The organism is Kitasatospora sp. NPDC059817, assembly GCF_042731835.1.
In the GTDB taxonomy this organism is placed as follows: domain Bacteria; phylum Actinomycetota; class Actinomycetes; order Streptomycetales; family Streptomycetaceae; genus Kitasatospora.
The window spans coordinates 1-18,218 of record NZ_JBHWIR010000107.1 but is presented as its reverse complement, the minus strand read 5'-3'; the positions used below and the strand labels follow the sequence as shown (position 1 = coordinate 18,218).

General features: G+C 72.8%; 19 protein-coding genes. 14 read left to right on the top strand and 5 right to left on the bottom strand.

All coding sequences use genetic code 11. From position 1 onward, the window contains the following. Positions 1-59: 59 nt before the first annotated feature. The gene (locus ACFV61_RS22375) at positions 60-827 is read right to left on the bottom strand and encodes a maleylpyruvate isomerase family mycothiol-dependent enzyme (protein ID WP_380493553.1); all 768 of its coding nucleotides are present in this window, start codon (positions 825-827) and stop codon (positions 60-62) included. A 63-nt stretch (positions 828-890) separates the two neighbouring features. On the opposite strand from ACFV61_RS22375, the gene ACFV61_RS22370 reads away from it, so the two are divergent. Together ACFV61_RS22370 and ACFV61_RS22365 are read left to right on the top strand one after the other, a co-directional pair. Beyond that, positions 891-1,829 carry a MerR family transcriptional regulator gene (locus ACFV61_RS22370; protein WP_380493552.1) on the top strand — a complete coding sequence of 313 codons (939 nt, stop codon included), beginning with the start codon at positions 891-893 and terminating at the stop codon, positions 1,827-1,829. A 110-nt stretch (positions 1,830-1,939) separates the two neighbouring features. Then, positions 1,940-2,536 (top strand): isochorismatase family protein, encoded by a 597-nt coding sequence (locus ACFV61_RS22365; RefSeq protein WP_063346557.1) that lies wholly within the window; start codon positions 1,940-1,942, stop codon positions 2,534-2,536. Here the strand turns inward: ACFV61_RS22365 and ACFV61_RS22360 are convergent. Beyond that, entirely contained in the window at positions 2,434-2,880 is a 447-nt protein-coding gene (locus tag ACFV61_RS22360; RefSeq protein ID WP_380493551.1) for a DUF397 domain-containing protein, read from the bottom strand. The genes ACFV61_RS22365 and ACFV61_RS22360 overlap by 103 nt on opposite strands. After that, positions 2,867-3,754 (bottom strand): helix-turn-helix domain-containing protein, encoded by an 888-nt coding sequence (locus tag ACFV61_RS22355; protein ID WP_380379657.1) that lies wholly within the window; start codon positions 3,752-3,754, stop codon positions 2,867-2,869. Before ACFV61_RS22355 ends, ACFV61_RS22360 begins: the two co-directional genes overlap by 14 nt. Before the next feature lie 421 nt (positions 3,755-4,175). On the opposite strand from ACFV61_RS22355, the gene ACFV61_RS22350 reads away from it, so the two are divergent. From ACFV61_RS22350 to ACFV61_RS22315, 8 genes are all read left to right on the top strand, one after another. Further along, a complete protein-coding gene (locus ACFV61_RS22350; RefSeq protein WP_380379652.1) occupies positions 4,176-4,454 on the top strand; it encodes a hypothetical protein in 279 nt (92 codons plus the stop codon). A gap of 181 nt (positions 4,455-4,635) precedes the next feature. Next, on the top strand, positions 4,636-5,370 hold the full coding sequence (locus ACFV61_RS22345) for a hypothetical protein (RefSeq protein WP_380493550.1): 735 nt from the start codon (positions 4,636-4,638) through the stop codon (positions 5,368-5,370). 20 nt (positions 5,371-5,390) lie between these two features. After that, positions 5,391-6,617 (top strand): radical SAM protein, encoded by a 1,227-nt coding sequence (locus tag ACFV61_RS22340; protein ID WP_380493548.1) that lies wholly within the window; start codon positions 5,391-5,393, stop codon positions 6,615-6,617. A gap of 201 nt (positions 6,618-6,818) precedes the next feature. Then, positions 6,819-8,162, top strand: coding sequence for an extracellular solute-binding protein (locus ACFV61_RS22335; protein ID WP_380340491.1), 1,344 nt, complete (start codon positions 6,819-6,821; stop codon positions 8,160-8,162). After that, positions 8,159-9,079: a carbohydrate ABC transporter permease gene (locus tag ACFV61_RS22330; RefSeq protein WP_063346553.1), complete on the top strand. Its 921-nt coding sequence runs from the start codon at positions 8,159-8,161 to the stop codon at positions 9,077-9,079. Before ACFV61_RS22335 ends, ACFV61_RS22330 begins: the two co-directional genes overlap by 4 nt. Next, positions 9,076-10,011, top strand: coding sequence for a carbohydrate ABC transporter permease (locus ACFV61_RS22325; RefSeq protein WP_380493546.1), 936 nt, complete (start codon positions 9,076-9,078; stop codon positions 10,009-10,011). Before ACFV61_RS22330 ends, ACFV61_RS22325 begins: the two co-directional genes overlap by 4 nt. A 2-nt stretch (positions 10,012-10,013) precedes the next feature. Further along, positions 10,014-11,735, top strand: a complete 1,722-nt coding sequence (locus ACFV61_RS22320; protein ID WP_380493545.1) for a glycoside hydrolase family 36 protein — start codon at positions 10,014-10,016, stop codon at positions 11,733-11,735. Positions 11,736-11,792: 57 nt separating this feature from the next. Continuing rightward, positions 11,793-12,857, top strand: a complete 1,065-nt coding sequence (locus tag ACFV61_RS22315) for a LacI family DNA-binding transcriptional regulator (RefSeq protein ID WP_380493543.1) — start codon at positions 11,793-11,795, stop codon at positions 12,855-12,857. On the opposite strand, the gene ACFV61_RS22310 is transcribed toward ACFV61_RS22315, so the two are convergent. Then, a complete protein-coding gene (locus ACFV61_RS22310; protein WP_380428659.1) occupies positions 12,858-13,676 on the bottom strand; it encodes a DeoR/GlpR family DNA-binding transcription regulator in 819 nt (272 codons plus the stop codon). Between the two features lie 188 nt (positions 13,677-13,864). Between ACFV61_RS22310 and galT the strand changes: the two genes are divergently transcribed. Next, a complete protein-coding gene (galT, locus tag ACFV61_RS22305; RefSeq protein WP_380493542.1) occupies positions 13,865-14,965 on the top strand; it encodes a galactose-1-phosphate uridylyltransferase in 1,101 nt (366 codons plus the stop codon). After that, positions 14,962-16,128 carry a galactokinase gene (galK, locus tag ACFV61_RS22300; protein WP_380493540.1) on the top strand — a complete coding sequence of 389 codons (1,167 nt, stop codon included), beginning with the start codon at positions 14,962-14,964 and terminating at the stop codon, positions 16,126-16,128. Before galT ends, galK begins: the two co-directional genes overlap by 4 nt. A gap of 34 nt (positions 16,129-16,162) precedes the next feature. Here galK and ACFV61_RS22295 read toward each other — a convergent pair whose 3' ends face one another. Then, on the bottom strand, positions 16,163-16,924 hold the full coding sequence (locus tag ACFV61_RS22295; protein ID WP_380493559.1) for an NADPH-dependent F420 reductase: 762 nt from the start codon (positions 16,922-16,924) through the stop codon (positions 16,163-16,165). 51 nt (positions 16,925-16,975) lie between these two features. Between ACFV61_RS22295 and ACFV61_RS22290 the strand changes: the two genes are divergently transcribed. Continuing rightward, entirely contained in the window at positions 16,976-17,155 is a 180-nt protein-coding gene (locus tag ACFV61_RS22290) for a hypothetical protein (protein WP_380493561.1), read from the top strand. A gap of 93 nt (positions 17,156-17,248) precedes the next feature. After that, on the top strand, positions 17,249-18,088 hold the full coding sequence (locus ACFV61_RS22285) for a helix-turn-helix domain-containing protein (protein ID WP_063346547.1): 840 nt from the start codon (positions 17,249-17,251) through the stop codon (positions 18,086-18,088). Positions 18,089-18,218 lie beyond the last annotated feature (130 nt).

The window sequence follows — 18,218 nt, the reverse complement described above, 5'->3', positions numbered from 1 at the left end:
CCTCTCCTCGGTGCCGGCTGTGCGGGGGGCCGGCTCACACCCCGCCGCAACTCTGGCGGTTAGAACGCTGTGTGGGTCAACCAGTGGTCCAGCAAGGCGCGGTCGCCCGTCACCGCCACCCGGTCGTCCTGCGGCGGGAGGCGGCGGGAGACCACCAGCATGAGGTCCGCCACCGCGCCCGACACCACCACGTCGGCCTCGACCGGCCCGCGCTCCCACCGCAGCGCCTCGGGCGCCCTGGTGATCACCCAGCCCTCCCCGGACCTCGGCCGGAACCCGACCCGCTCGCCCCGGCCGCGCAGCCCGGCCGCCGCCGGCCTGACCGACTCGAAGGCCGGCGTGCACAGCAGGTCGAGGTTCTCGCTGATCACGTCGGCCGCGAGGTCGTCGGCGATCTCGAACGCGGTGCCCGTCGCCGACGCGGCGTCGTAGTGATGGACGCAGGTGTCGCTCAGCTGCCTGCGGAGCCAGAACGCCGCCGGCCGTGGCCCGAAGAACGTGGGCAACTCGGTGTCCGCGCCGGTCTCCTGGACCGCGCGGACCAGGTCCTCCGCGCCCTCGCGCAGCCACCGGGCCCACCCGTCCGGGGCGCCGGGGTCGGCCTGCCACGGGTCGGGGACGGGCAACTGCCCGCGCGTACGGACGAGTTCGGCCGCCCACCGGTGCTCCTGGCCGAGGTGCCCGACGAGGGTGCGCAGCGGCCACTGCGGGCAGGTGGGCACTGGGGTGTCCGGGTCCCTCCCGGCGACCGCGCGGGCGAACTGCCGGGTCTGCTCCCGCAGTCCCTCCACGAGCCGTGCGGTGTCCAGCGTCGACGTCATCGCCATCGCGATGCTCCTCTCTCGGGGTTACCTGGGTACGGTAGGAACTCCAGTCCGGTGGAGGTTCAAGTGCCTTTGCTCGATGAGACGTTGGGGATCGGCGAGCTGGCCCGGCTGACCGGCGTGCCGGTGCGCACCATCCGCTACTACTGCGATGAGGGCGTCATCGACTCGGTGCGCAGCACGGGCGGGCACCGCAGGTTCGACCAGGTGGCCGTGGAGCGGCTCGGCCTGGTCCGACGGCTGCGCAGGCTCGGGCTCGGGCTGCCCTCGATCAGGCAGGTGCTCGCCGGCGAACGCTCCGTGGCCGAGGTCGTCGCCGCCGAGCGGGCCGCGCTCGACGTGCGGCTCGCGGACCTGGCCTGGCGGCGGGCCTCGCTGCGCGCGGTCGAGGAGGCCGGACCGGCCGACCGGGCCGCCAGGCTGGAGCTGCTGGCCGCCATGGAGGGTGGGGGAGCCGCCCGTGACGCGCTGATCGACTTCTGGAGGCGCGCGATGGCCGCCCCGGTGTCGGAGGCGATGCTCACCGCGTTCGTGGCGATCGCCGTACCCGAGCCGCCCGCCGACCCGACCCCGCCGCAGGTGGTCGCGTTCGCCGAGCTGTTCGCCCTGGCCGGGGACCGGGAACTGAGCCGAGGCCTGCTGGCCAGGGCGCGGGCCGGCGCCGCACTGATCGCCGACGAGGACGAGCTGGTGGGCGGGATCGGCGAGGCGTGCGCGCTGGCCCAGCCCCTGGTGCGGGCGGGTGAGCCGCCCCGGGTGGGCCCCGCACTCGACCGGTTCGTCGCGGCCCACGCCTCCGTCCGTGGCGACCGCGACACCCCGGAGTTCCGAGGCCGCCTGCTGGCTTACGTGGCCGTCGACCGGGACCGGCGGATGCGCCGCTACTGGCGGCTCGTGGCCGAGGCGAGCGGGGATCCGGTCACGGTCGGCCTGTCCTACCTGTGGCTGACCGACTCCCTCGAACGCTCCGCTGCGGGCCCTGGCGGTGCTGCCGGGGTGTGCTGATCGCCGCGCCAGGCCCGTCCGGGTGAACGCCAGCCCGGGTTGCTTCGTCCACGCACCTCGAAGGCGTCAAGCTGGCCGCGAAATCCGTACCCCCGAGGAAAGGCCGGTCGATGGCTCGCGCGCTGATCGTGGTGGATGTGCAGAAGGACTTCTGTGAGGGAGGGAGCGTCCCGGTCGGCGGGGGCGCCGACCGGGCCCGGGCGATCGCCGAGTTGGTCCAGGGCCCGGAGCGGGAGGGCTGGGCGCGGGTGGTCGCGACCCGGGACCACCACATCGACCCGGGCCCGCACTTCTCCGCGCAGCCGGACTTCCGGGAGTCCTTCCCGGTGCACTGCGTGGTCGGCAGCGAGGGCGGGGAGTTCCACCCGTCCTTCGCGCCCGCCGTCGACGCGGGCGCGGTGGACGAGGTGTTCTTCAAAGGCGCGCACTCGGCGTCCAAGAGCGGGTTCGAGGGCTTCGCGGCGGACGGCACCCGGCTCGCCGACTGGCTGCGCGGCCAGGGCGTGGACGCGGTGGACGTGGTCGGGATCGCCACCGACCACTGCGTGAAGGCGACGGCGCTGGACGCCGTGAAGGCCGGGTTCGCGACCAGGGTGCTGCTGGACTACACGGCGGGCGTGGCCACCGAGACCACGGTCACCGCCCTCGGCGAACTCCGCCAGGCGGGCGTGGACCTGACGGGCACGCCGGTCGTGCTGGCGGGATGAGGTGTGCGGGGGGCAGGCGCGCGCGCCCGGCGCGGGCGGGCGGGTCGGTTGAGCGTCGCGGGGGGGGGGGGTGTGGGTGGGGTGGTGCCCGACCCCCCCCCCCCGCCCCACCCCCCCCCCACCTGTGTTGTGTTGAGTGTGTGTGGCCCCCCCGCCCTCGGGGCGCCCCCGACGAACGCCGTCCAGGCGTCGGCCGGGAAGACGAGCGCCGGGCCGCTGGGGTCCTTGGAGTCTCGAACGGGGACGATGCCGTCGTTGAGGATCGCGACCTCAACGCAAGCGGATTGTGCGTTGCTGCGGGTGGACTTGAACCACACCGCTCCTGTCAGATCAACCGTGTCCATAACTTCCTGCCACTTCGGAGATCAGCTGCTTCGACGCCTGCTCACTGAGCGCTGTCTCCCAGATGTTCGTGAACGCGGCGTCGTAGCGTTCCACTTCGTTGGGCTTGTCCAGATACAGGTCGCCGGTGAACCCGTCCGCATAGACGGTCGGCGGCTCCGTCTCGGAGCCGTCGCCGTTGAGCGGGAAGCGCAGAATTCCGAACGGGCCTGACAAGACGCCCAGGTGCAGACCCGCGTCGAACGGGACCACCTTGATGGTGACGTTGGGAAGCTCGCTCACCTCCAGCAGGTGGGCGAGCTGTCCAGCCATGACTTTGCCGCCACCGATGGGTCGTCGCAGTATCGCCTCGTTGAGTGCGACGTCGAAGACCGGCGGATCGGTGAACCTGGTGAGAAGCACCTGGCGAGCCGAACGGAGATGGACTCGTCGTTCGATCTCGTCGTCGTCTTCGTGAGGCTTGCCCGCTCGCATGATCGTGCGTGAGTAGTCCTCGGTCTGCAGCAGACCGGGAACCAACTCGCTCTCATACCAAGCGATCTTCGAAGCCGCTTCTTCCAGCCCGATGAAGAGGTCGAACCCCTCCGGGATCACATCCCCGTAGGCGTGCCACCAACCCCGAGCTTTGGTCTCCTTCGCCAGTCCCATCAGGGCTTCGGTCAGTTCGGCCGGTGCGCCGTAGACCTTGCACATGGCCTCGACATCGAGGCTCCGCAAGGACGTGTGACCGCTCTCGATGCGCCACATCTTCGCTTCCGACCACTCCAGGCTGCGAGCCGCCGCCCGCACGGTGAGTCGCGATCGGTTGCGCAAATCACGCAGGTACCGCCCGAGTTGCCTGCGCGGCACCGTTGATCCAGTTGGCCCTTCCGGCATGGCCTTCCCCTTCCTGGCTTCCAGTATGAAGCACCGTCAGCGCTCGAAATGAAAGCACCCGTGCGCCCGCTTCGCAATGAAAGTCAACCGAACGAGTTACGCCGTTCGAATGCCCCAGAATGAAGTCTTGCAGATTGCGGAGCGTCCTGGGCAGACTACGGGCAGTAGTCCGACTGCTCGCTCACGGCGATCTGACGGGCGGCCACCCGGGCATTTCCATGCCCCTCCCCGGCCGACGCCGCCTGCTGCGAGCCACACCCGGAGGAGGTCCTGCCATGCCCGGAACGTTGGAGAAGTGCTCGTGCCGGCTGCACCGGCACCGCAAATCCGCCCCCGCCGCCCGGCGGCTGGTTAGTGACTGCCTCGCCGACCGGCCGGCTGGCATCGGCGAGACCGTCCGGGCGCAGATCGGGGGCGTGCGGTGAGCGACGGGCTCCCCTTCTCCGTGACTGTCGAGATCGTGGGCTTCACCGAGCCCACCACCTTCGCGAGTCTCTTCGATGCCCTTGATGTCCTCCGGGTCGGCCTCGCCGTGCTCCCGCTGGACGCCGAACAGGCCGCTTGCCTGGCCGGCCGGTTCGGGCCCTGGGCCGCCGGGGAGATCGCTCACCGGCTGTACCACTTCGGTGCGGTGGGGGCGGTGGCGTTCGTCGGGCTGGATGCCCACCCGATCTACGTGCGGCGGGCGGCGCTTGAGTGACCGGTTGAGACCGCTTGTGTCGGTCCGTCAGCTGTGGTGTGTGAGATATGTGGTGCAAACGCGACCATTTGTGGCGGGTCGCTGTTAGGGTGCCCATCTGAACGCCAACTCTCCATGATGTGAGCAGTCTTGGAAGAGATGGCGTCGACTCCACCTCCGTAGCCGACACCCGAGGAAGCGCGTGAGACCCGAAGACGTCCCCCGGCTGTTCCAGGAGCTGGCCCGCGAGTTCGCGGACGTGACCGGCATGTCAGTGGCGGCGACCGGTTCGTTGGCCCGTGGCGACCACCGCACCGGGCCCACCGGTGACATCGTCTCCAACCTCGACCTGATCCACGTCGTGGCCGACGGGGCCGACGTGCCGGAGGTCCGGGCCGTGGTGGGGCGGACGATGCGGCGGATCTCCGACACCTTCCGGATCGAGACGACGTCCGTCATAGCCATGCTCCCGGCGTTCCGGCTGGCCGGGCACGCCCACTACCGGATCAGCATGCGGCCCGAGTGGTTCTGTGACGGCCTCGGGCTCGGGTCGGAGGCCTTCGACCGTTCCGGCCGCGACGAGGACGACCCGCGCGCGGCGCTGGCCTGGATGATGCAGCCCGTCCCCTACTACCTGGCCAAGGCGACCGTCCTGGACCCGACGACCAACCTCGCCAAGGCCCGCAGGGCGGCGATGCGACTGGCCGACCGGTTCGATCTGGAGGACATGCGCGAGGGCCTCGACGACCTGCCGGGTTCGCTGCGCACCTTGATCGCCGAGCATGACATCACCCCGCTCGCCTCCACCGCCCGCTACCTCGCCGCCCCCACCCACCCCGCCATCGCGCAGCTCGTCCGCGACGCCGTCTTCGTCGAGGGCATGGGCCTGTCGTCCGCCGACTCGATGGTCATCATGCTGCCGTCCGCCCCGAACTGACCCGTACCGGAGAACACCGAATGCCTACCCGGCAGCACGTGGAGATCCTGCCCCCGCACCCGTTGCGGGCCGGCTACGACCGGGCCCTGGAACGAGGCTCGATAGCCGACGCGTTCCAACGGCGCCTGGAGCCCGCCAACTTCACCCCCGGCTACCTCGGCGCCCTGACCGAGCGGGTCGAACAGGCCCTGGACCAGGACCGGGGGGACGAGACCATGCGGTGGCGCCTGGCCTTCCTCCTGCTCCAGAACAACGCCACCGCGGCCGCCGTCGAACGCGCCGAGGAACTGCTCGCCGGCGCCACCCTCCCGCAGGCCGTCCGCCTGGCCCGGCTGGTGGCCGGGATCCGCGGCCGGGCCGACCGGCCGCGTACCGGCCGCCGCGTCCGGCGGGTCAACTGGTCGATCAACAACCGTTGTCCGATGTCCTGCCAGGGCTGCTACAACCCGTTCGCGGCGGAGCAGATCGACCTCGACCAGGCCAGGCGGATCGTCGGGAAGCTGGCCGCGCACGGGACCACCGACCTGGTCCTGGCCGGCGGCGACCCGCTGCTGTGGCCGCCGGTCTTCGACGTGGTCGACGACGCCATCGCCAGCGGTCTCAAGGTCGGCCTCGACACCACCGGCTACACGCTCACCGCCGAGAAGCTCTCCCGGCTCCACGGCCTGTCCTCGCTGCGGCTGCCGCTGGACGCCGTCACGCCGGAGGTGCAACGCGCCTTCCGCCGGAGCCCGGACGACAGGCTCCTCGACGCGCTGCTGGAGTCGCTCGCCCTGTGCGACGCCGAGGGCTTCGACCGGGTGCGGGTGCACACCGTGGCGAGTGCCGAGAACCTCCACCAACTGCCGGAGCTCGCCGCGGAGGTGCTGTCCCACCCGTCGGTCGCCCAGTGGGTGATCTTCCAGTGGTGGGGCCGGCGGGCCTCGCCGGCCACGGTGCGCAGGCTCGGCGTGGCGGTGGAGGACGTCCGCGCGGTCGTCGACGGGATCCGGCGCGACCACCCCGGCCGGGAGATCCACCTCGCGGAGAGCAGCGAGCGGGAGCTGCTGAACTGGATGATCCAGTCGAGCGGGCAGGTGGTCACCTTCGGGTCGGGCGCGGAGGAGGAGTTCATCCTGGGCAACCTCCTGACCGACGAGGTCGAGGAGATCCTGACCCATCCGATCCTGGACTTCGAGGCCATGGCGCGGGGGATCCCCGTCACCCCGGGAACCGTGTTCGGCGCTCCGGACGCCGCGCGGGGATAACAGAACGGTTTCGGAGCCCACCCTCCCCACGCCCAGGTCTTGACGGCGTGGGGAGGGTGGGCGTTTGCTGTGACCCGCCCGTTCGAACCTGTTTGGTTCTGGTCTGTTTTGTGTATTTGAACGTTCAAAACCCCCTCCTTCTTACCTCGCCACACCCTTCCTGCCTCAACCCTTCCTCGCCACCCCTCAGAGAGGAATGCAATGTCACACCTTTCTCGTCGTGATCTGCTCCGAGCCTCAGGAGCGGGCCTGCTGGCCCTGACCGCCGGCGGCACGCTCGCAGCCTGCGGCGACTCCGGCTCCGGGGGCGCCTCGGGCGGGGACGCCGACAGCGGCAACATCACCGTCTGGTCCTGGGCCACGGCCGCCGAAGCCCTGCGCGGGATCGTCCCGGCCTTCGAGAAGGACAACCCGGGGATCAAGGTCGACGTCCAGGACATCGGCGAACCGGCCATCTGGGACAAGATCACCGTCGGCCTGGCGGCCGGCGGCCAGGGCCTCGGCGACGTGCTGCACATCGGCTGCGACTACCTGCCCGGGTACCTGGAGAAGTTCCCCGGCGGCCTGGCCGACCTCTCCGCGCTCGGCGCCGACGCGCACAAGGACAAGTTCGCCAAGGGCCTGTGGCCCGTCGTCAGCGGCAAGGACGGTCACGCCTACGCGCTGCCCTGGGAGGTCAACCCGCTCGGCTTCTTCTACCGCAAGGACTACTTCGACAAGGCGGGCATCGACCCCGAGTCCCTCGCCACCTGGGACGACCTGCTCGCCGTGGCCGACCGTTTCAAGGCCGCCAACCCCGGCGTCGCCCTGATCGGCATCAACAGGGCCGCCAACCCCACCCCCGACCTGGACTTCGTCCAGGGCCTGATGCAGCTCCAGGGCGCCTTCTACTTCGACCTCCAGGGCAAGATCACCGTCGGCTCGGAGCCGGCCGTGCGCGCCCTGACCATCGTCAAGCGGCTGGACGAGGCCGGGCTGATCGGCGACACCCCCGGCGTCCAGAGCTGGCCGCCCGTGATGAAGGCCGGCAAGCTCGGGGTGGCCGCGATGCCCGCCTGGGTCGCGCACTACCTGGAGAAGAAGATCCCCGACCAGAGCGGCAACTGGCGTCTCGCCAAGCCCCCGGCGGTCACCCCCGGCGGCAAGCGCACCGCCCTGGTCAACTCCACCCACCTGGCCGTCGCCGCCTCCAGCCCACGCCGCCGCGCCGCCTGGAAGTTCGTCGAGTACACGGTCACCCGCCCGGCCTCGGTGAACGCCATGTTCAACGCGGGCGGCGTCTTCCCGGCCCTCACCGAGGCGTACACCGACCCGCTGTACGCCGCGCCGAGCGCCTACTACGGCGGGCAGCCGGTGCTCAGGACCTTCGCCGACCTCGCCATCGAGGGCGGCTACCCCACCAACTACTCCGGTGACTACGCCCGCGCCCTCAAGCTCGTCAGCGACGCCCAGGTCAGGGTCCTCCTCAAGGGCGCCGACCCGGCCGCCGTCCTCCAGGACGCCGCCAAGCAGCTCGCCCAGCAGACCGGGCGCGGTATCGCATGAGTGCCGCCAGCCCGCCCGCCGCCCTCGCCAGGAGGTCCGCAGCGCCGCGCCGGTCCCGCCGGCGGCGCGCCGCCGTACCGTACCTGCTGCTCGCCCCCGCCCTGCTGACCTTCGGCGTGTTCAAGGCCTACCCGGTCGTCGAGTCGCTGCTGCTGTCCTTCACCACCGGCTCCGGCGCCGCCACCCGCAACGCCGGCCTCGCCAACTACCGGCGCCTGCTGGACGACCCGCTGTTCTGGACGGCCCTGTCCAACACCGGCGAGATCCTCGTCATGCAGGTCCCGCTGATGCTCGGACTGGCCCTGCTGATGGCCGTCGGCATCAACTCCGCGCTGGTGCGCTGGCGCACGGTGTGGCGGCTCGGCGTCTTCATGCCCTCGGTCACCGGCCTGGTCGCCACCGGCGTGATCTTCGCCTACCTGCTCAAGACCGACGACGGCGCGGTCAACTGGGTGCTGAACGCCGTCGGCCTGCCCTCCGTCGACTGGATGGGCCAGCCCGTCTGGGCCCGGACGGCCGTCGTCGTGGTGCTCACCTGGCACTACACCGGATACAACGCCGTCATCTACCTCGCCGGACTCCAGTCCATTCCACGGGAGTTGTACGAGGCCGCGATGGTCGACGGCGCCGGACCGATCCGCCGCTTCACCTCCGTCACCGTCCCCGCGCTGCGCCCGGTGCTGCTGTTCACGGTCGTGCTCTCGACCATCGGCACGCTCCAGCTCTTCGACGAGCCGTACGTGCTGACCGGTGGCGGGCCGGACAACGCCACCCTGACCGTCTCCATGTACCTGTACCAGAACGGCTTCCGGTACTACGACTTCGGCTACGCCTCCGCCATCGCCTACGCGCTCACCCTGCTCGTGACGGTGCTCGGCGCCGTCCAGATGCGCCTGATGGGAGACCGCGACAAGTGACCTCTAAGAGTGAGACCTCCAAGCGTGAGACCTCCAAGCGCGAGACGCCGAAGCGCGAGACTCCGAAGCGCGAGACCTCCAAGAGTCAGGCCTCCGAGCGCGTGAACCCCCTCAAGAAGCTGCGCGGCTGGCCGCTGACCTTCCTCCTCGCCGGCATCACCGGGCTGTCGATCGCCCCCTTCTACTGGCTGGTGGTCGCCTCCACCCGCAAGGACACCGAGGTCTTCGACTGGCCGCCCAAGCTGCTGCCCGGCGGGAGCCTCGGCGAGAACCTGAGTCACCTGGAGCAGAAGATCGGCCTGCTCAGGGTGGTCGGGAACTCCCTGCTGGTGGCGGGGGTCCAGACGCTGGGCGCCCTCGTCGTGGCGCTGCTCGCGGGCTACGCCTTCGCCAAGTTCCGCTTCCGCGGCCGGACCCTGCTGTTCGCCCTGCTGTTCTCCACCCTCGTGGTGCCCGAACAGGTCACGCTGGTACCGCTGTTCAAGATGATGACGAACTTCGGCCTGCTGGACACCTACCAGGCGCTGATCCTGCCCGGCCTGTGCGTGCCCTTCGCGATCTTCCTGATGCGGCAGTCGCTGAGCAGCCTGCCGGACGAACTCCTGGACGCCGCCCGGGTCGACGGCGCGGGCGAGTTCCGGGTGCTGTTCAGCGTGGTGGTGCCGGTCATGAGGCCCGTGCTGGCCGCCCTCTCGATCTTCCTCTTCCTCGGCTCCTGGAACCAGTTCGTCTGGCCGCTGATCGCTCTGCGCAGCCCCGCGATGCACACCCTGCCCGTCGCCCTCGCGACCCTGCACGGCAACAAGAGCAACACCGACTACGGCGCGATCCTCTCCGGCACCGCGCTGTCCACCCTGCCGATGATGGTCCTCTTCCTGGTCCTCCAGCGGCAGTTCATCTCCGGCCTGCTGGCCGGCGCCACGAAGGGCTGAACATGACCGAGATCTGGGAACCGCACGCCCCCGCCGTCGCCGGCGGCCTGCGTCCGCTCTACGCCGACGGCCTGGACCTGCGGGTCAGCGGGAACGCGAGCGCCCGCGGGGCGGGCGACGGAATCGTCGAGGTGACCGCCGAGGGGGAGGGCGACGTCCGGATCGAGTGGCGGGTGCCGTGCGTGGACGCCACCGCGTTCTGGACGCCCGAGCCGCGCGGCACCGGCCGGCTGCCCGCCGCGTGGAGCGCCCCGCGCCGCACCGGCCTGGCCAACGGCGCACCGATCGCCGCCCTGATCGGCACCGGCGACCTCGCGGTCTGCGCCTTCGCCGCCGAGCGCGTCGACGTCCTGGCCGGCGCCGGAGTGCTGGAGGAGACCGGCGAGTTCCGCTTCTGGGCCCAGGCCGCCGGCCGGTTGACCGTCCGCATCGACACCTCCCGCAGGCACTTCGCGCGCTGCCTTGCCGACCTCGCCGCCTGGTGGTGGGCCGGCCGTGCGGCCGACATCCCCGCCATCCCCGAGGCCGCCCGCCGCCCCGCCTACTCCACCTGGTACTCGATGCACCAGGACGTCTCGCCGAAGGCCGTCGAGACCCAGGCCGCGCTCGGCAAGGAGCTCGGCATGGACGTCATCATCGTCGACGACGGCTGGATGACCGCCGACCGCACCCGCGGCTACGCGCACTGCGGCGACTGGGAACCGGTCTCGCTGCCCGACACCGCCGCCCATGTCCAGCGCGTCCACGACCTCGGCGTGCAGTACATGCTCTGGTACGCGCTGCCGTTCATCGGCAAGGACAGCGCCGCCTTCGAGGCGATCGGCCGCTACGCGCTCGCCGACGCCGCCCACATGGGCGCGATCGTCGCCGACCCGCGCTACCCCGAGGTCCGCGCGTTCCTCGCCGGCCGGCTCGCCCGCGCCGTCGAGGAGTGGGGCATGGACGGGCTGAAGGTCGACTTCGTCGACTGGTTCGCCCGCGCCGACGCGCCGGAGGCCGGGCCCGAGGCCGACTGCGCCACCGTGGACGAGGGCGTCGAGCGGCTGCTCGCCACGATCCGCAGCCGGATCACCGCGGTCAAGCCGGGGGCGATGATCGAGCACCGCCAGCCGTACGTCAGCCCCGGCCTGTGGCCGTACGTCACCATGGTCCGCGCCACCGACTGCCCGCTCAGCCCGCAGGAGAACCGGCAGCGCACCATCGACGTGCGGCTCGCCGCCGGGCCCGTCCCGGTCCACGCCGACATGCTGATGTGGCACCCGGCCGAGCCGCCCGAGCAGATCGCCTGCCACCTGATCAACGTGCTGTTCTCGGTGCCGCAGGTCTCCGTCGACCTCGCCGCGCAGAGCCCCGGGCAGCGCGAGGCGATCGCCTTCTGGCTCGGCGTCTTCCGCGAGCACGTCGCCACCCTGCAGCTCGGCGAGCTGCGCCCGGCCCGGCCTGACCTCGGCTACCCGATGGTCACCGCCGTCGGCGGCGGCACCGTCGCGGTGGCCCGCTACGCCGCGCTGCCGGTGGACGTCTCCGGTGCGCACTGGCGCACCCTGCTGGTCGCCAACGCCGACGCCGACCCGGACGTCCGGCTCACCGGCGGCGGCGGGACGGCCGAGGCCACCGTGCAGGACGCCCGAGGGCGTATCGTCCGGCAGGGCGAGGTCGAGCTCGACCGGGCGGGCGGCATCACCGTGCCGCGCGGTGGGCTGCTGACCCTGCGCCGCCCGTAGAGCCGAGCGGTAGAACCGAGCACCCGTCAGACCCGAGCAGCCGTCCTGGAGCCTCCGATGCCCGAGGGAACACCCCGACCGCGCCGCGGTGCCACCACCATCGAGGAGGTGGCCCGCGCGGCCGGGGTGTCCCGGCAGACCGTCTCCAACGCGCTCAACGCCCCCCAGCGGGTCCGCCCGGACACGCTGGCCCGGGTGACCGCGGCGATCCGCGAACTCGGCTACCAGCCCGACCAGTCGGCGCGCTCGCTGCGCAGCGGCGCCCGGCGCACCCTCGGCTACCTCGCCCCGGTGGACGACCCGTTCGACCCCAACCCGCTGATGGCCGGCTTCCTGGAGGCGCTGGTCGATGCGGCGGGGGCGCAGGGGCAGCGGGTGCTGCTCTTCCGTCCGGGGCAGGGCTTGGCTCAGGACGCGGCCCAGGGTGGGGCTCAGGATGCGGCCGGCCCGCTGGCGGCCATCGACGAACTGGTGGCCGCCCGGCAGGTCGACGGGCTGGTGCTGGCGGACGTGCTGGGCGACGACCCCCGGATCGGGCACGTCGTCCGGGCCGGGCTCCCGTTCGTCACCTTCGGACGGACCGGCCCGGGGCAGCCCCAGCACTGGGTCGACATCGCCAACGACACGGCGATGGCCGTGGTGGTACGGCACCTGGCGGCGCTCGGCCACCGCCGGATCGGGTACGTCGGCCGCGCCGAGGACCTGCCGTGGATGGCCGCCCGGCGGGCGGGCTTCCTCGCCGAGGCGGCCCGGCTGGGCCTGTCCGCGGTGACGGCGGCGCGGCCGGACGTCGCGGCCGTGCGGGAACTGCTGCGCGGGCCCGAGCGGCCGACCGCCTTCGCGGCGGGCAGCGACCTGCTGGCGCTGGACGTCTACGAGGCGGTCCGGGCGGAGGGATTGGCGGTCGGGCCGGCGGGGGTGGCGGTCACCGGCTTCCACGACACGCCGCTCTGCCGCCACCTGCACCCGGCGCTGACCTCGGTGCGGCTCCCGCTGCGGACGATCGCCGCCGCCCTGGTGGAGCGGCTGCTCGGCCAGGTGCGCGGGGAGGCGCCGCCGGCGGGCGGGCTGGAGCTGGCCGCCGAGCTGGTGGTGCGGGCGAGTTCCCGGACGAGTCCGTAGCTAGTGACTCTGCTCCCCGGTCGGCGCGACGATCAGCTCGCCGACCAACTGGGCTGCCGCCGCCCGGTGTTCGGCCGCCAGTGCGTCGTCGGTGACCAGCACGTCCAGTTGCTCCAGTGCGGCGAAGGAGGCCAGGCCGACCGCGTTCCACTTGGTGTGGTCGGCCACCACGACGACCCGGCGGGCGGACTGCAGGAAGGTCCGGTTGGTCTCCGCCTCGGCCAGGTTCGGGGTGGTCAGCCCGGTCTCGGCCGAGAGGCCGTGGCAGCCCATGACCAGCACGTTGACGTGCAGCGAGCGGATCGCCTGGTCGGCGACCGGCCCGACCAGCGCGTCGGAGGGCGTACGGACGCCGCCGGTGCGGATCACCGTCGCGGTGGCGGGGGTGCCGTCCTCGTCGGGTTCCTCCAGCAGCTCCGCGATCCGCAGCGAGTTGGTGACCACGGTGAGGCCCTCGACGGCGCGCAGCTGCCGGGCGACCGCGAAGGTGGTCGTCCCGGCGGCCAGCCCGACCGCCGAGCCGGGCGGCACCAGGGCGGCGGCGGCCCGGGCGATGGCCTCCTTGGCGGGCAGCTGCCAGTTGGCCTTGGTCTCGAACCCGGGCTCGCCGCTGGCCGCCGCCTCCGTCCGCACCGCCCCGCCGTGCACCTTGTGCACCAGCCCGCGGCGGGCCAGCGCGTCCAGGTCGCGGCGGATGGTCATGTCGGACACCCCGAGGTCCCGGACCAGTTCGGTCACCCGGACGCCGCCGCGCGCGCGGACCCGCTCCAGGATCAGCACGCGGCGCTGTCCGGCGAGCGGTTGGGCGCTGTCAGCCATCGGGGGTGCTCCTCGGGTCGGTGTGGTCCGCTTGACCGTTCGGCCATTCGTGCGGCCGGCCGTTCGACTGGCCGTCCGGCGGGCCACGGTCACCGCCATCATGGCAGGCGCGGACCCCTTCCGGACAGCCAGGCCTGATGGATAATGTTGGATATTGTTGTTTCGTGTCGGATAGAGGGAAGAAGGCCATGGCCGGGACCCTGACCCAGCCCACCGCCAAGACCGTGACCACACTCGCGGACGGGCGACAGCTGATCTACTACGACAGCGGCGAGGCCGTCCCCCGGGACGCCGTCGACCTGCGTCCGCTCGACCCGCCCGCCCACGGCTCCGAGGTCCGGCTCGACCCGGCCACCGGAGCCTGGGTCACCGTCGCCGCGCACCGCCAGGCCCGCACCTACCAGCCCCCCGCCGAAGAGTGCCCGCTCTGCCCCTCCCGGGGCGGCCGGCACAGCGAGATCCCCGCCGACGACTACCAGGTGGCCGTCTTCGAGAACCGCTTCCCCTCGCTGGCCGGCCCCCCGGCGGCGCTGGAAGGCGTCGACGGACTGCGGGTCAGCGGCCCCGGCGCCGGGCGCTGCGAGGTGGTCTGCTTCACCGCCGACCACGACGCCTCCTTCGCCGACCTCGACGAACGGCGGGCCCGCCTCGTCCTCGACGCCTGGACCGACCGCACCGCCGAACTCGCCGCCCTCCCCGGCGTCCGGCAGGTCTACTGCTTCGAGAACCGGGGCGCCGAGATCGGCGTCACCCTCGCCCACCCGCACGGCCAGATCTACGCCTTCCCCTTCACCACCCCGCGCACCGCCCGGATGGCCGCGCGCGCGGCCGAACACCGCGCCGCCACCGGCCGCAGCCTCTTCGACGACCTGCTCGCCGCCGAACGCGCCGACGGCGCCCGGGTGGTGCTCGCCGGAGAGCACTGGACGGCCTTCGTCCCCTTCGCCGCCCGCTGGCCGTACGAGGTGCACCTCTACCCGCACCGCCGGGTCGCCGACCTGACCGGCCTGGACGAGCCGCAGCGCGCCGAATTCCCGCGCCTCTACCTGGAGTTGCTGCGCCGATTCGACCGCCTCTTCGGCGCCGGCCGCACCCCGTACATCTCCGCATGGCACCAGGCGCCCGCCGGCCAGGAGGACGAACTCGCGCTCCACCTGGAGCTGTTCACCATCCGGCGCGCCGCCGACAAGCTCAAGTTCCTGGCCGGGGTGGAATCCGGCATGGACGCCTTTGTCAACGACATCACCCCCGAGGACGCGGCCCGCCGGCTGCGGGAGGTAGCCCCGTGAACACGCCTGTGAACGCCGCTGCGAACATCTCCGCGGACACCTTCGAAGAGCTCCACGGCCACGCCCCCGAGGGGGAGTGGGCCGCCCCCGGCCGGGTCAACCTGATCGGCGAACACACCGACTACAACCTCGGGTTCGTGCTGCCGATCGCCCTCCCGCAGGCCGTCCGCGCCCAGGCCCGGCGCCGCGACGACGGCCGGCTGCGGCTCTGGTCCGCCCAGGGCGACGGGGTGGTCGCCGACCTGGCCGTCGCGGACCTGGCCCCGGGCTCGGTGCCCGGCTGGGCGGCCTTCCCGGCCGCCGTGGTGTGGGCGCTGCGCGACGCCGGGCACCCCGTCGGCGGCGCCGAGTTCCGGCTGGAGAGCGACGTGCCCGGTGGTGCCGGGCTGTCCTCCTCGGCCGCCCTGGAATGCGTCGTCGCGATCGCGTACAACGACCTGTACGGGCTGGGGCTGTCCGCGCCCGAACTCGCCCTGATCGCCCAGCGGGCCGAGAACGACTTCGTCGGCGTCCCCTGCGGGATCATGGACCAGATGGCCTCGATGTGCTGCCGCCCGGGCGCCGCCCTGCACCTCGACAGTCGGGACCTGACGATGCGGCAGGTCCCGCTGGACCTCGCCGGCGCCGGCCTCGCCCTGCTGGTCCTCGACACCCGGGTCAAGCACGACCTCGGCGACGGCGCCTACGCCGCCCTGCGGGCCGGCTGCGAGCGGGCGGCCGCGCTGCTCGGGCTGCCCGCGCTGCGCGAGCTGACGCCCGCCGGCCTGCCGGCCGCCCTGCCCCGACTCCCTGAGGAGCTGCGGCCGTTGGTGCGCCACGTGGTCACCGAGAACGAGCGCGTCACGGCCGCCGTCGCCCACCTGGACGCCGGTCGGCCCGCCGCGCTCGGCCCGATCCTCACCGCCGGCCACGCCTCGCTGCGCGACGACTACCGGGTCTCCTGCCCCGAGACGGACCTCGCCGTCGAGGCCGCCCTCGCCGCCGGCGCCCACGGCGCGCGGATGACCGGCGGCGGCTTCGGCGGCTCGGTGATCGCCCTCGTCGACGCACCGGCCGCCGACACCGTTGCCGCCGCCGTCACCACCGCGTTCCGCGCGGCCGGCTACGCGGCCCCGCGCACCCTCACCGCCGTCCCGGCCGAGGGGGCCCGCCGCACGGGCTGACCGGGCCCGTGCGCGGGGAGCACGCCCCCCGGGGTCACGCCTTGTGGTCCGCCGGGCGCTCCGGAGAAGCCTCCGCGAGCGCCCGGGTGACGGCCTCCACCCCGGCGCGCAGCCCGTACACCGGCGTGCCCGGCTGCTGCCGCCAGGACTCGTCGATCCCGCCCGCGTCCACCGTGTCGAAGCCCAGCTCGTCGATCAGCGCCCGCACCACGCGCTTGGCCGCCTCGTCGTCCGCCGCCACCGGCACGGCGATCCGCTCGGGATCGCCCTCCGGCCGCGGCCGCTCCAGCAGGTCCTGCGCGTAGGTGCCGTTGAACGCCTTCACCACGGGGTGGCCGAGGTGCCGCTCCGTCCACCGGCTCTCGGTCAGGCCGTCGTCCTCGATCTCGTCGATCCGGCCGTCGCGCTGCTGCGGGTAGTAGTTGCCGGTGTCGATCACCGCCGCGCCCGCGGCCGCGCCGTCCAGCAGCCCGGCCGGCAGGTCCGGCACGTTCTTCAGCGGCACCGTCACCACCACGACCTGTGCCCCGCGCGCCGCCTCAGTGGCCGGTACGGCCGTCGCGCCCGTCTCCTCGGCCAGGGCGGCCAGCGACTGCGGACCGCGCGAGTTGGCCACCGAGACGTCGTGCCCGAGCGCCGTCAGCCGTCGGGTCAGGTTGCCGCCGATGTTGCCCGCACCGATGATGCCGATCTTCATGTCAGACCCCTGTTCGCGAGTGTCACACGCTTGTCGTCCTGCCCCAACCGCCCGGTGGCGCCGTCGATTCCCGGTGCAGGGTGGTTCTTCCGGACCCAGGGCCGGGCCGGGCCTGGCCCCGGCTCCACGGCCGTCGGGAGAGTGGGTGCCATGACCGACAACGCCATGACCCGGGATCCCGTCGACCCCCGGGACTCCGTCGACCCCCGGGAATTCGCCGACCGCACCGTCCTGATCACCGGCGGCACCAGCGGCATGGGCCTCGCCACCGCCCGCCGCCTCCTCGCCGCCGGTGACCGGCTGCTCGCTGTCCAGGCCGTCGCGGGCTGACGTCCGGCTGGTCCCCGGCCGCGTGCGGTGCCGGCGGTGCCTGGTCCTGGCAGGGCCAGGCACGGCGGCCCCCTCCGGGAGAGAATCATCCCTATGAACGCGACCAGTGCCCTGAGCGAGTTCCTCCGCACCCGCCGCGCCCAGCTGCGGCCCGAGGACGTCGACCTGCCCGACTACGGCGGCCGCCGCCGGGTCGCCGGGCTCCGCCGCGAGGAGCTCGCCCACCTCGCCGGGGTCAGCGTCGACTACTACACCCGCCTCGAACAGGGCCGCGTCGGCAACCCCTCCGAAGCCGTCCTCGACGCCGTCGCCCGCGCCCTGCAACTCGCCCCCGACGAGTCCGGCCACCTCCACCGCCTCGCCCGCCCCACCCGCCGTGCGCCCCGCCGCCGCACCGCCCCGCAGCAGCCCCGCCCCTCCCTGCTGCGCCTGCTCGACCAGCTTGACCACGTCCCGGCCCTGGTGATGGGCCACCGGATGGACGTCCTGGCCTGGAACCGCGCGGCCGTCGCGCTGTTCGGCGACTACGGCGCCCTGCCGGTCGAGGACCGCAACATCGCCCGCTGCACCTTCCTCGACCCCGCCTCGCGCGAGCTCTACGGCGACTGGACGGCCTGCGCCCGCGAGAACGTCGCCTTCCTCCACCTGGAGGCGGGCCGCCGCCCCCACGACCCCCTCCTCGCCGAGCTCGTCGGCCAACTCTGCGTCCACAGCGAGGAGTTCCGTCACCTCTGGGCCGAACACCCGGTCGCCGACAAGACCTCCGGCCGCAAGCTCTTCCACCACCCCATCGCCGGCCCCCTCGACCTCGCCTACGACACCCTCCGCCCCGCCGACGACCCCGACCAGGCCCTCGTCACCTACACCGCCGACCCGCACACCCCGTCGGACGACGCCCTGCGCCTCCTGCTCTCCTGGGCGGCGAGCCGCTGAGCGGCCTGCTCCGACGGCCGCCTGCCTGAAGGGCGCGAGAAATAAGACCGGCCGTTGGGCCGCGGGGGGGGAGCGGGGCGACGACCGGGGGTGGGGGGTGGGGGCGGTGGTGTGCGGGCCGAGTTTGCGG

Bases quoted from the DNA above. Each gene is read 5' to 3' on its own strand.
- ACFV61_RS22375 (WP_380493553.1), bottom strand. From the start codon at position 827: ATGGCGATGACGTCGACGCTGGACACCGCACGGCTCGTGGAGGGACTG.
- ACFV61_RS22365 (WP_063346557.1), top strand. From the start codon at position 1,940: ATGGCTCGCGCGCTGATCGTGGTGGATGTGCAGAAGGACTTCTGTGAG.
- ACFV61_RS22360 (WP_380493551.1), bottom strand. From the start codon at position 2,880: ATGGACACGGTTGATCTGACAGGAGCGGTGTGGTTCAAGTCCACCCGC.
- ACFV61_RS22355 (WP_380379657.1), bottom strand. From the start codon at position 3,754: ATGCCGGAAGGGCCAACTGGATCAACGGTGCCGCGCAGGCAACTCGGG.
- ACFV61_RS22340 (WP_380493548.1), top strand. From the start codon at position 5,391: ATGCCTACCCGGCAGCACGTGGAGATCCTGCCCCCGCACCCGTTGCGG.
- ACFV61_RS22335 (WP_380340491.1), top strand. From the start codon at position 6,819: ATGTCACACCTTTCTCGTCGTGATCTGCTCCGAGCCTCAGGAGCGGGC.
- ACFV61_RS22330 (WP_063346553.1), top strand. From the start codon at position 8,159: ATGAGTGCCGCCAGCCCGCCCGCCGCCCTCGCCAGGAGGTCCGCAGCG.
- ACFV61_RS22320 (WP_380493545.1), top strand. From the start codon at position 10,014: ATGACCGAGATCTGGGAACCGCACGCCCCCGCCGTCGCCGGCGGCCTG.
- ACFV61_RS22315 (WP_380493543.1), top strand. From the start codon at position 11,793: ATGCCCGAGGGAACACCCCGACCGCGCCGCGGTGCCACCACCATCGAG.
- ACFV61_RS22310 (WP_380428659.1), bottom strand. From the start codon at position 13,676: ATGGCTGACAGCGCCCAACCGCTCGCCGGACAGCGCCGCGTGCTGATC.
- galT (WP_380493542.1), top strand. From the start codon at position 13,865: ATGGCCGGGACCCTGACCCAGCCCACCGCCAAGACCGTGACCACACTC.
- ACFV61_RS22290 (WP_380493561.1), top strand. From the start codon at position 16,976: ATGACCGACAACGCCATGACCCGGGATCCCGTCGACCCCCGGGACTCC.
- ACFV61_RS22285 (WP_063346547.1), top strand. From the start codon at position 17,249: ATGAACGCGACCAGTGCCCTGAGCGAGTTCCTCCGCACCCGCCGCGCC.